The 12,350-nt window shown below is 41.1% G+C and carries 10 protein-coding genes; 5 read left to right on the top strand and 5 right to left on the bottom strand.

Annotated features, from left to right (window positions below):
• The first annotated feature begins 135 nt into the window (after positions 1 to 135).
• The 4 genes from carA to L1D46_RS17430 all read left to right on the top strand — a co-directional run bounded on the left by carA (position 136) and on the right by L1D46_RS17430 (position 6,198).
• A complete protein-coding gene (gene carA / locus L1D46_RS17445) occupies positions 136 to 1,272 on the top strand; it encodes a glutamine-hydrolyzing carbamoyl-phosphate synthase small subunit (protein ID WP_055020805.1) in 1,137 nt (378 codons plus the stop codon).
• Positions 1,273 to 1,288: 16 nt separating this feature from the next.
• Positions 1,289 to 4,507 (top strand): carbamoyl-phosphate synthase large subunit, encoded by a 3,219-nt coding sequence (gene carB, locus L1D46_RS17440; RefSeq protein ID WP_130051291.1) that lies wholly within the window; start codon positions 1,289 to 1,291, stop codon positions 4,505 to 4,507.
• 51 nt (positions 4,508 to 4,558) lie between these two features.
• Positions 4,559 to 5,035, top strand: coding sequence for a transcription elongation factor GreA (gene greA / locus L1D46_RS17435; protein WP_054551507.1), 477 nt, complete (start codon positions 4,559 to 4,561; stop codon positions 5,033 to 5,035).
• A gap of 119 nt (positions 5,036 to 5,154) precedes the next feature.
• Complete coding sequence (locus L1D46_RS17430; protein ID WP_239977946.1) at positions 5,155 to 6,198, top strand: S66 peptidase family protein; 1,044 nt, start codon at positions 5,155 to 5,157, stop codon at positions 6,196 to 6,198.
• Between the two features lie 36 nt (positions 6,199 to 6,234).
• Here L1D46_RS17430 and L1D46_RS17425 read toward each other — a convergent pair whose 3' ends face one another.
• Positions 6,235 to 6,891 carry a nitroreductase family protein gene (locus tag L1D46_RS17425; RefSeq protein ID WP_130051293.1) on the bottom strand — a complete coding sequence of 219 codons (657 nt, stop codon included), beginning with the start codon at positions 6,889 to 6,891 and terminating at the stop codon, positions 6,235 to 6,237.
• 102 nt (positions 6,892 to 6,993) lie between these two features.
• Here L1D46_RS17425 and L1D46_RS17420 point away from each other — a divergent pair, with 102 nt between their 5' ends.
• Positions 6,994 to 7,932 (top strand): LysR family transcriptional regulator, encoded by a 939-nt coding sequence (locus L1D46_RS17420; protein ID WP_239977945.1) that lies wholly within the window; start codon positions 6,994 to 6,996, stop codon positions 7,930 to 7,932.
• Between the two features lie 30 nt (positions 7,933 to 7,962).
• Here the strand turns inward: L1D46_RS17420 and L1D46_RS17415 are convergent, their stop codons facing one another.
• The 4 genes from L1D46_RS17415 to L1D46_RS17400 are packed head-to-tail and all read right to left on the bottom strand — an operon-like array spanning position 7,963 to position 12,261.
• Positions 7,963 to 9,405: a serine hydrolase gene (locus tag L1D46_RS17415; protein WP_239977944.1), complete on the bottom strand. Its 1,443-nt coding sequence runs from the start codon at positions 9,403 to 9,405 to the stop codon at positions 7,963 to 7,965.
• Positions 9,406 to 9,427: 22 nt separating this feature from the next.
• A complete protein-coding gene (locus tag L1D46_RS17410; RefSeq protein ID WP_239977943.1) occupies positions 9,428 to 9,715 on the bottom strand; it encodes a hypothetical protein in 288 nt (95 codons plus the stop codon).
• A gap of 57 nt (positions 9,716 to 9,772) precedes the next feature.
• Entirely contained in the window at positions 9,773 to 10,636 is an 864-nt protein-coding gene (locus L1D46_RS17405; protein WP_178927111.1) for a D-Ala-D-Ala carboxypeptidase family metallohydrolase, read from the bottom strand.
• Positions 10,637 to 10,644: 8 nt separating this feature from the next.
• Positions 10,645 to 12,261: a L,D-transpeptidase family protein gene (locus tag L1D46_RS17400; RefSeq protein ID WP_239977942.1), complete on the bottom strand. Its 1,617-nt coding sequence runs from the start codon at positions 12,259 to 12,261 to the stop codon at positions 10,645 to 10,647.
• Between the last annotated feature and the right edge of the window lie 89 nt (positions 12,262 to 12,350).

Raw genomic sequence — 12,350 nt, 5'->3', positions numbered from 1 at the left:
GATTAGATCTGAAAGCTAATTTACTGTAGAATAGTGCCAATTTGCCAAAAATTCATAAATGCGTGTTTCCAATCGCTTTAAACGGGCAGTAGAGCAAATGACTTTACTCCCGTTTTTTACTGTTAGGAGGTTAACTTGACTAAATCCGCTCTGTTAGTCCTAGAAGACGGCACAGTGTTTCGCGGTACTGCAATCGGCGCTGACGGCATGTCAGTCGGTGAAGTAGTATTCAATACGTCTATGACTGGTTATCAAGAAATTTTGACTGACCCTTCATACGCGGAACAAATCGTAACTTTGACGTACCCACATATCGGTAATACGGGTACTAACAGCGAAGACGAAGAAGCGGGTCAAATCTGGGCTAAAGGCCTAGTGATCCGTGATTTGCCACTGCTAGCAAGTAATTTCCGTAACGAGCAATCGTTAAGTGATTACTTAAAAGAACGCAATATCTTAGGTATTGCAGACATCGACACTCGTAAATTAACACGTATCTTACGTGATAAAGGCGCTCAAAATGGTTGTATCATTGCAGGCGACGAGTTAGATGAGAATAAAGCGCTTGAAGCTGCGCAAGCCTTCCCAGGCTTAAAAGGCATGGATTTAGCAAAAGTTGTCTCAACCAAGGAAAATTTTGAGTGGCGCGAATCAAGCTGGACTTTAGGTTCAGGCTTTAAAACGCTAGAAGCAGCAGACGAGAAGTTCCACGTTGTTGCTTATGACTTCGGTGTTAAACGTAATATCTTACGTATGTTAGTTGACCGCGGTTGTAAATTAACTGTCGTTCCTGCACAAACATCTGCAGAAGATGTACTGGCATTAAACCCAGACGGTATCTTCTTATCAAATGGCCCAGGCGACCCTGAGCCGTGTACTTACGCGATTGAAGCCATTAAAACTTTCCTAGAAACAGACACGCCAATTTTTGGTATCTGTTTAGGTCACCAATTACTTGCACTTGCTTCAGGTGCACAAACGGTGAAAATGAAGTTTGGTCACCACGGTGGTAACCACCCAGTTAAAGACCTTGACCGCAATGTTGTAATGATCACAGCGCAAAACCACGGTTTCGCAGCTGACGAAGCAACATTACCAGCGAATTTACGTGCAACTCACGTTTCATTATTCGATGGCACCCTACAAGGTATTCACCGCACAGATAAGCCTGCATTTAGCTTCCAAGGTCACCCAGAAGCAAGCCCAGGTCCACATGATGCGGCGCCATTATTTGACCACTTCATCGACTTGATGCAAGCACGTTCTAACTAATTTAACCGGAGTAACAATGCCAAAACGTACCGACATAAAAAGCATTCTTATCTTAGGCGCAGGCCCGATCGTAATCGGTCAAGCTTGTGAATTTGACTACTCTGGTGCACAAGCGTGTAAAGCACTACGAGAAGAAGGCTTTCGAGTAATTCTTGTAAACTCGAACCCTGCAACTATCATGACTGACCCTGAAATGGCGGATGCGACGTACATCGAACCAATTCACTGGGAAGTGGTAGAGAAAATCATTGAAAAAGAAAAGCCAGATGCAGTACTACCTACTATGGGTGGTCAAACAGCATTAAACTGTGCGCTTGACTTAGATAAGCACGGCGTACTGGCAAAACACGGTGTTGAGCTAATCGGTGCAACTGCTGATGCAATCGATAAAGCTGAAAACCGTGAGCGTTTTGACGTAGCAATGAAGAACATTGGCCTTGAGTGTCCGCGTGCAGAAATCGCTCACTCAATGGAAGAAGCACACGATGTTCTTAGTCGCATCGGTTTCCCATGTATCATTCGTCCATCATTCACTATGGGTGGTACTGGTGGTGGTGTTGCATACAACCAAGAAGAATTTGATGAAATTTGTGAGCGTGGTTTAGATTTATCACCAACAAATGAACTTTTAATCGATGAATCATTAATCGGTTGGAAAGAGTACGAAATGGAAGTTGTTCGTGACAAAAACGACAACTGTATCATCGTATGTTCTATCGAAAACTTTGACCCTATGGGTGTTCACACTGGTGACTCAATCACGGTTGCTCCAGCGCAAACACTGACTGATAAAGAATACCAAATCATGCGTAATGCATCGATGGCGGTACTTCGTGAAATTGGTGTTGAAACAGGTGGTTCAAACGTACAGTTTGGTGTGAATCCAGTTGATGGCCGTATGGTTATCATCGAGATGAATCCACGTGTATCGCGTTCATCTGCACTAGCATCAAAAGCAACAGGTTTCCCAATTGCGAAAATCGCAGCGAAATTAGCTGTAGGTTACACGCTTGATGAGCTACAAAACGACATCACTGGCGGTAAAACACCAGCGTCTTTCGAGCCGTCGATCGACTACGTTGTTACTAAGATCCCACGTTTTAACTTCGAAAAATTCGCAGGTTCAAACGACCGTTTAACAACACAGATGAAATCTGTGGGTGAAGTTATGGCGATTGGTCGTAATCAACAAGAGTCACTGCATAAAGCATTACGTGGCCTAGAAGTAGGCGCAACAGGCTTCAACCCAGTTGTAGCCCTGGATGATCCGAAAGCGAAAGAAAAAATCATCCGTGAATTACGCGAGCCAGGTGCTGAGCGTATTTGGTACGTAGCAGATGCAATGCGTCACGGTATGAGCGTTGAAGAAGTTTTCGAACTAACTAAGATTGACCCTTGGTACCTAGTGCAAATCGAAGACATCTTAAAAGACGAAGCAACAATCAGCGAAGTAGGTATGGCTGGTTTAAATGCTGAGTTCTTACGTAAGCTTAAGCGTAAAGGCTTTGCTGATGCGCGTATCGCTGAAATTGCAGGTGTTTCTGAAGCAGAAATTCGCAAGAAGCGTCACCAGTTAGATATCGTGCCTGTATACAAGCGCGTTGATACCTGTGCTGCAGAGTTCAGCTCTGACACAGCTTATATGTACTCATCTTATGATGAAGAGTGTGAAGCGAATCCATCTGACAAAGATAAAATCATGGTAATCGGTGGTGGCCCTAACCGTATCGGTCAAGGTATCGAATTCGATTACTGTTGTGTTCACGCTGCATTAGCTTTACGTGAAGATGGTTACGAAACAATTATGGTTAACTGTAACCCTGAAACTGTTTCAACTGACTACGATACATCTGATCGTCTATTCTTCGAGCCAATCACGCTAGAAGATGTATTAGAAATCGTACGTGTTGAAAAGCCAAAAGGTGTTATCGTTCAGTACGGTGGTCAAACTCCACTGAAACTTGCTCGTGAACTTGAAGCGAATGGTGTGCCAGTAATTGGTACTTCACCAGATGCAATCGACCGTGCAGAAGACCGTGAGCGTTTCCAACAGCTTGTTGAGCGTCTAAACCTTCTTCAACCAGAGAATGCAACGGTTACTTCTTTAGAAGAAGCGATTGTTAAGTCTGCTGAAATTGGCTTCCCACTCGTAGTACGTCCTTCGTACGTACTAGGTGGTCGTGCGATGGAAGTAGTTTATGATGAAGACGATTTACGTCGTTACATGACTGAAGCGGTATCTGCATCAAATGAAGCGCCAGTACTACTTGACCATTTCTTAGATAACGCAATCGAAGTTGACGTTGACGCTATCTGTGACGGTGAGCAAGTAATCATCGGTGGTATCATGGAGCATATCGAGCAAGCAGGTGTTCACTCAGGTGACTCAGCGTGTTCATTACCAGCTCACTCATTAACAGCCGAAGTGCAAGACGTGATGCGTAAGCAAGTGACTGATATGGCTCTAGAGCTTGGCGTAGTAGGTCTAATGAATACTCAGTTTGCTGTGAAAGACGGTAAAGTTTACTTAATCGAAGTAAACCCACGTGCTGCGCGTACAGTACCGTTTGTTTCAAAAGCGACAGGTGTTGCACTTGCTAAAGTAGCGGCACGTTGTATGGCAGGTCAGTCGCTGGCAAGTCAAGGTATTACAAAAGAAGTAATCCCACCTTACTACAGCGTAAAAGAAGTGGTACTGCCATTTGCTAAGTTCCAAGGTGTTGACCCAATCCGTGGCCCTGAAATGCGCTCAACGGGTGAGGTAATGGGTGTTGGTGAAACTTTCGCCGAAGCATTCGCTAAAGCACAATTAGGTGCAAGCAACACTTTACCACGCGGTGGTCGCGCGTTACTATCGGTACGCAACAGTGACAAACCACGTATTGTTGAACTAGCTAAAACCATGACTGAACTTGGTTTCGAGCTAGATGCGACAGGTGGCACTGCAAAAGCACTTGAAGAAGCAGGCATTGCAGTTCGTCGCGTGAACAAGGTATACGAAGGTCGTCCTCATATTCTTGATAGAATTAAAAATGGTGAATACAGCTACATTGTAAACACTACTGAAGGCCGCCAAGCGATTGAAGATTCGAAGGTGTTACGTCGTGGTGCGTTACAGCATAAGACTAACTACACAACGACTCTGAACGCGGCATTTGCTAACTGTACTGCAAACCAAGCAGACGACCGTAGCAAGGTGACGTCAGTTCAGGAACTACACCAGCGAATGAACTAAGGAAATGTGCCAAGGGCGAGGCAATCGCCCTTGGGATTAAGTGAGAATAATATGCAATCAATTCCGATGACAGTTCGTGGTGCAGCATTACTGCGCGAAGAACTTAACGAATTAAAAACAGTTACCCGTCCAAAAATCGTTGCTGATATTGCTGAAGCACGTGAGCACGGTGATTTGAAAGAAAACGCTGAATACCATGCTGCTCGTGAGCAACAAGGTTTCTGCGAAGGCCGTATTCAAGAAATTGAAGCGAAGCTTTCAAATGTGCAAATCATTGATGTAACTAAAATGCCTAACACAGGTAAAGTTATTTTTGGCACAACGGTCACTATCGTTAATGTTGAAACCGATGCTGAAGTAAAATACCAAATCGTAGGCGATGACGAAGCAGATATCAAAAACAACCTGATTTCTGTTAACTCACCAATCGCGCGTGGTTTAATTGGTAAAGAGGTAGATGATGCCGTTATCATTAAAACGCCAAACGGTGAAGTAGAGTACGAAATCATTGAAGTTGAGTATATTTAGTAGCTTAACCAAGCATTGATAAAAACCGCAGTTATATACTGCGGTTTTTTTATACCTGTTTACATGCGTGGATTTATTCGGTACGTTGACTACAAGACAGTCGTAATGAAGGAGTAATAATGGCGAAAATTCAGTATCCTAAACCGCTTTTTCAAGGCGATAAAATAGCCATATGTGCTTTTTCATCAGGTGTAGATACAGCGTTTCATACGCGTTTAGACTTAGTACTTAATGGCTTAACAGCCAAAGGTTTTACTGTCATTGAGGGTGCCTGCTTGCGTCAGTCACACAATAGTGCAAAGCAACGTGCTGATGAGCTAATGGAGTATTTAACTGATGATTCAATAGCAGCCATCATGCCACCTTGGGGGGGCGATCTCACCATGGAGATTTTACCGCTTCTCGACTTTAATGCGATAAGTAAAGCAAGGCCTAAATGGTTGGTTGGCTTTTCAGATATAAGCACTTTTGCATGTGCATTAACAACTCGTTGTGGCTGGGCAACCTTGCACGCTGCGAATTTAATGCAAATTCACCCTGACGATTCAGATGTTTATTTAGCAAATATATTCAGTGCAATGTCACTTGAAGAAAAACAGCAACTGCACCAAGTCGCGTCTCCTTATTATCAGCAAAAACCAATTGATTATAAAGCCGATCCGCAAGCTCAATTTGACTATACAGCCCCGAGTCAATGGCGCTGTATTAACTATAAAGATAAACGCCAGATTGAAGTTTCAGGGCGTTTAATCGGCGGTTGCTTAGATACTCTTGGCTTGTTGCTACCCTCAAATTACTATGCATTGCATGAATTTAAAAAGCAGTATGCGCCAGAGGGCTTAATTTTATATTTAGAAAATGCAGAGCTCAGCCCGATGGCATTAGCACGTTGTTTGTTATCGTTAAAGTTGAATGATGTATTCACCGATGTAAATGCGGTGGTATTCGGCCGCAGTCCAGCAATTAATAACGACTGCTATTTTGATGAATACCAAGCAATCGAACTCGCATTTAAAGGTAATTTGTTCCCAGTTATTGTTGATGCGGACATTGGTCACGTTGCCCCTAATTTAGCATTAATAAATGGAGCAGTTGCCACAATAACTGCAGACTTATGTGAAGGTATGGCGAGTAATATCATTGTAAAGACAGACTTAAAATAACAATTATGCAGGCAAAGCCTGCATAATTTATAGGTTTTATACTACAGTAATTACCGCGTCTTTATCTAAACGAGATTTTGGTAATGTAGCATTATAATCTTGCTCTGGTTCGTGATAACCAATAGCGAGTGCCACTTCACATACATAACCATCTAACTCATCAGCAAATAGTTCACCGAGTAAGTCTTTATCGACGCCTTCCATCGGTGTTGAATCTAAACCTAAACGAGCCACAGTATGCATAGTATTACCTAATGCAATGTAGGTTTGAGATTTAGTCCAAGCAGCGTTATCGCCATGGTCATCAGTATTTAAATCAACAAATGCGAACGCACCAAACGCCTGCTCTTTGTTTTCAGCTTTTGTGCGACCATTAGCAATATCTGCATCGATGACTTTTTCATAGTCATCACGTTTATAACTTGGGTTATAAGCAAATAAAATAGTATGTGATGCAGTTTTTGCATGTACCTGATTAAACTGAAACTTATTTGCAAAACTATCGTGGAAACGTTGTTTTGCTTGCTCTGATTCGATGACTATAAACTTCCATGGTTGAGAATTAATAGACGATGGCGATAAGCGTAAAGCTTCTAAAATTACAGCTAAGTCTGCTTGGCTAATTTGCCTTGATGCGTCGTAGCGCTTACTTGTGTATCGGCGTTGTAAGTCAGAAATAATAGGGTGTGTCATGATTTGCTCCCGCATGTATAACAATTAGGTGCAGTTTACGCTTTGCATACTTTACGATAAAGCGCATAATCGAATAAACATTATCAAAAATTTTTAGTTAATATGCTGGTTGAAGATCTCAAATTAATCCTCAAGGTTGCAGAGTTTCGCAGTATTACAACCGCTGCGGCAAAATTAGACATGCGTGCTGCAACCGCTAGTGCAGCAATTAAGCGCGTTGAAGCAGCTCTTGGTACTGAATTGTTTGTTCGTACTACTCGCCATTTACGTTTATCGGCGTCAGGGGAGCGTTTTTTGCCTCAGTGTCAGCAAGCGGTGCTCATGCTAGAGCAAGCGACACTTGCCTTAAAAGGCGAGCATGATGAAATAGAAGGTGAGCTAAGAGTTGCATTATCTTCAGATTTAGGCCGCAACATTATTATTCCTTGGTTAGATGAGTTACTTGATGAATATCCAAAGCTGAGTATGCGTCCTCATATTAGCGATAGTAATGTCGACTTTTACCGAGACTCTGTTGATTTTGCGCTCAGATATGGCTCGCCATCAGACTCAAACTTATATGGCTTTAAAATTTGTAATGTTCCTCGGTTGTTATGTGCAACCCCAGAGTACCTTGCCGAATATGGAGCGCCGACACATCCTGATGAATTAAACCAGCATCAAGGTTTATTTTATCAACTTCAAGATATCATCAACAATGTTTGGGAATTTACCGATGGAACAGAGCGTTTTAAAGTGAAAATGCAAGGCCGCCGAGCGTCTAATGATGGAGATTTAGTAAGACGTTGGTGTGTGGCTGGTAAAGGTCTAGCTGTTAAATCATGCATTGATATCAGTGATGATTTACTTAAAGGTCGGGTCGTGCCGGTTATGCAAAATTACCCTCACTTATGTGCCGAGCTTTGGTTAATCTGTCCAAGTCGACAATCTATAACACCTGCGGTTCGTTTAGTTCGTGATATATGTCGAGCAAAAACCAAGGCGATTCTCACTCAACTGATTGAAAAAGGCATTTTAGATAAGCGGGTACTCGATAACTAATTATTTTAGGTATTGAGTTACAAGGCTTATTTATTGTAATTTCTCAATTGCTTGTTTAGCGCTTTCACTGTCAGGATTCAAGTTAAGAGCATTTTTGTAACTTGCCAATGCTTTTTGTTTATCGCCGACTGCTAAATATGCTTCACCTAAACTGTCATAAGTGTTTGCTGATTCTGGATAAGATTGATTGTTGAGTTCAAATACAGTAATTGCGGCATCTAGTTCTTTCATCTGCATTAATTCATAACCCAAGTAGTTTAACGACCATTCTCTTGGCGTATTCCCATCATTCACCATTTGCTTATAGGTTTTCTTGAGCCCTTTAATACCTTCACTTTTAAATGCTTTATAAAGCTTGCTATCTACATGTTCTGTCGCTTTTTCATAAGGTTTGTCATAGTAGATTGCCAAGAGACCGTTAGTCATGGGGGTGAGAGGTGCACCACCCGTGTTATTTAGAATGACAATAAGTAATTTGTCTTCGATAATTCTACTTATAAACGCATTGAAACCATTGATACCACCGCCATGTTGAATACGTGTTAGGGGTTTTCCGTAAATGTTTTTATCGAGCTTTGTTACTTCCCAACCAAGCGCATAATTTCTTTGCCCAGAAACTTGATACATCTGCTTTTCATATGCGTCGTTTAATAACTTATCTGAGTAAAGGGCTTGATCCCATTTTAGTAAATCCCGCGCTGTTGAATACATTGACCCAGCTGCATACGGGATAGACATATCTAAATAATCGGTGTTGCTATAACCAGCTAGCCCGTTGTCGTATCCAGAGGCGCGAAATTTAATGATTTTATTGTGGGAGTCATAACCTGTATCCTTCATTTTAAGTGGGTCTAAAATATTCTGCTGTAATACCTCTTTATATTTTTGGCCAGTTACCTTTTCAATTACCGCACCCAAAATAAAATAGCCAGAATTGCTATAACGAAATTCAGTGCCAGGTTCGAACACTAGATCATCACTACATAGCAAGCGAATAAATTCATCAACACTGTAGGGGTTTCGGCTGTACTCATCACGAAACGATTTTGCTTGGGTATAATTACCAAGACCAGAGGTATGATTAAGTATTTGGCGAAGAGTAATTTTATTGGCAATATCTTGTCTGTATTCAGGAAGGTATGTTGCAAGATGATCATCGAGTTTAAGCTTATTATTTTGTGCCAATTGCAGGATTAACATGGCGGTAAACTGTTTTGTTATAGAGCCAATTCTAAACTTACTTTTATCACTATGCTTTATATCCCACTCAAAGTTGGCATAGCCAAAGCTTTTTTCAAACAGTACTTTTCCATCCTTTGCAACTAATACATTGCCGTTAAACTGCTTGTATTCATGAAAGCCTTGAATAAAGTCGGCCATCTCTGTTTGCATATTTTGGCTATGGGCAAGGCTTGAAATTGCGAGTAAATAAAAAACTACAAGCAATCTTAATTTCTTAAAGTGTATGTTCATTGCTATCCTTGTTATTTGTTGGTTACATTAATCTATGTAAAACCTCATTGCGCATGGCTTGACTGATAAGGCTTACCATTTTTGTGTGGTCTAAATCACTGTAATGCACAACAGAGACACTCTCATTTTGAAGTGCTTGCCAATAATCAGCGGGGCTTATTAGATCACCGTTACTGACATAGAGAGTTGTACTAACTGATGGTTGTCTGTCATTGAGTCGGGCGATTAAATCAAGTTGTGAATCATCAATACCACTATCATGAATTACATTTTTTGCTGCGGTTTTCCCTTGTACACAATAACTTAGCAATCAAGCAAAAATAATGCAATCGGATGATCTTTAAACAAGGATTATATGAAGGTTGTATTACCACCTCGCGGTAAATCCTCGGTTATCTATATGTACAAAACCACCGTGATGGGAGGCGGGTCTATAGCGCCCTATACCACCATTATAACGGCTTTGTTTTTGAAATTTTTCGAACACTTTATAAAGTACATCTACATCAGCAACTGTCAGTTTGCCGTCGCCATTTAAATCGTCCATTCGGCCATCACTATCTTCGTCTATGTATAAATCGAAAGCATCGCCATATTGGTGTCGACTATATTTGCCATTACCAATTGAGCGATTGTAGTGGGGTGTTCTATAGCCGCTGATAAAGGCAAACTTGCTGACTTTAATCCCTTCACTTTGTACAAACTTGAGTAGTTCTTCGAGCATCATCAAGCCACCGTTGTTGACATAAAGATATTTAGGAAAGCCACTCACTTGCTTACAAATTATATTTTTAACTTGCACATGAGGAGTCAGCTGGCGTGATAAGTCTTTCTCAAAAATTTCTATAAACCCGTTAGGTGCACTGTATTGTGTGTAGCCTTTATAGGGCGTAGGGTAGAGGCCTATTTGGTAATTATTTAACTGTTTATTGTTTGCATTGAATGGTTTTTTAACAATCACAAGTAGGTGTTTACTGGTTTCATCGTTACTCAATACTAGGTTATAAAACCCTGCATTTTCTGGGGCGTAAATTGCAATGCTATTTGGCCCTAATCGCTCAGTCTCAACGTCTGATACTGCAGTTGGAGCAAAATCAGCCGTGTTATCAAGTGTTAGAACCTGTTTTGCATCAAGAACAATGCTGTGCAGCGAGTCGCTTAATTCAATGGCAGCAACAGAGCATGTAGTTAACGCGAAGAACACACTTAAAATAATACGGCTGAAATACATAGTGACCTCTAAATTGTATTATTTGCTAATGGCGTGGTGAGTGCTTTTAATAACGCGCCATCGCGATTATAGACATCGGTATAAAATTGTAAGCTCTCGTCGTCACCTGCGACTGTCCAGTACATTAAAAGTACATCTAGCGGTTTTGATAAGCTGATTTTTGTAGTCTCTTTTGCAGCAATGGCGTCATCAATGTCGCTACGACTCCAATTATCTGACGTTTCTAATATTTTCTCAGCTAAGGTGAATGGGTCATCAACTCTTACACAGCCGTGGCTAAATGCACGTTGGTCTTGCTGAAATAATGTTTTTGCAGGGGTGTCGTGCAAATAAATTGAGTATTTATTAGGAAACATAAATTTAATTTGTCCCAATGAATTATTCTCTGAAGGTTGTTGTACAAACCAGTACGGAAAGTTCTTACGACTAGCATTTGCCCAATCAATACTCTCGCTATCCACTGGGTTACGGCGACTATCAACCACAACAAAATCTTTCTCGTTTAAGTAGTTTGGGTTTTCTTTCATTTTTTTGATGATGCCACCAGAAATACTCCGCGGTACTGTCCATGTTGGATTCATCACGATATAGCTCATTTGCCCTTTAAATATTGGGGTTTTGGTGTAGTTTCTGCCAACGACCACATTGGTTTGCCATTTTAATTTGTTGTCTTCAAATAAAAATAGTTTAAAACCAGCGATATTTACCACTAAGAAGCGCTCTGTGAGAGTATTATCAACCCAACGAATACGCTCTAGGTTTACTAAAATATCATCAATGTATTCACTGTAATCTTTGTTGAGTAATTTTAACGTTGCGTTTCCAATCACACCGTCGTCAGTAACTTGATGAGCATTCTGAAAATTCTTAACTGCTGCAACTAGCTCGTTGTCATAATCAGTATCATCACTACCACTGCCTTGAAAATAATTTAAGCGCTTTAACTTTTGTCTTAACAGCGGTACTGCTGCGTCTGATTGACCCGGTTTTAATATATTGTTTTGCAATGTGATGGCAGGTAACTCGCCAGTTGCATCAAGTTCTCGGTAAAACACTAAAGCATCTTTTAAGCGTTTGTAATGAGGTAATACGGGCTTAAGGTTTTCAAGGCCTTTATCAAGGCTTTTAGACTTAACGTGTTTAAGTAAAGAGGCAGCTGCAGCATCAGGACTGACGTCAAACTGTCCATAATTCCATGTTGCAGTAAGTTGTTTTGGGTTTATTTTTCCGCGTATTAAGTGTTTTGCATACGTCGTGACAGCATCTGTCATAAGTACATCAAACTGAGCTTCGACAGCCTCTGCTCCGCGTTTATCTATTTCGTTGGCCAGCGCCATTAATGTATCAAAGTGATAGTCATTGGGTGAGAGGCCTTCAAGCTCTGATTGAGCAATTAACTTGAGAGCTTGTTTTGCATATTTGGTGTCATTCCAAACACGTTCAAAACCATTTGCTTTATAGGTGGCAACGGTCATGTCAGGAGAATGGATGTGTTCTCTTTCAATACTGTGAGATTCACCAATCAGGATAGGTTCTAACTGTTGTTGTAAGTATTGGTTTTCAGCCAATACAGGCATGCAAATGGATAAACAACTGACCAAAATGGTGTAGTGCAGAATCTTCATAGCTATGTCCCTATAACAAGTTTGTAATTTGCTTGAATTGTTTCTTTTTTGCTCATTTAAGCTTAGCAAAGCAATACAATTTATAGGAA

The sequence above is a fragment of the Pseudoalteromonas sp. Isolate3 genome (assembly GCF_022398505.1).
GTDB classification, from domain to species: domain Bacteria; phylum Pseudomonadota; class Gammaproteobacteria; order Enterobacterales; family Alteromonadaceae; genus Pseudoalteromonas; species Pseudoalteromonas apostichopi.
Note: the sequence above shows the minus strand (reverse complement) of the source record. Positions and strands in the feature narration are given on the sequence as shown.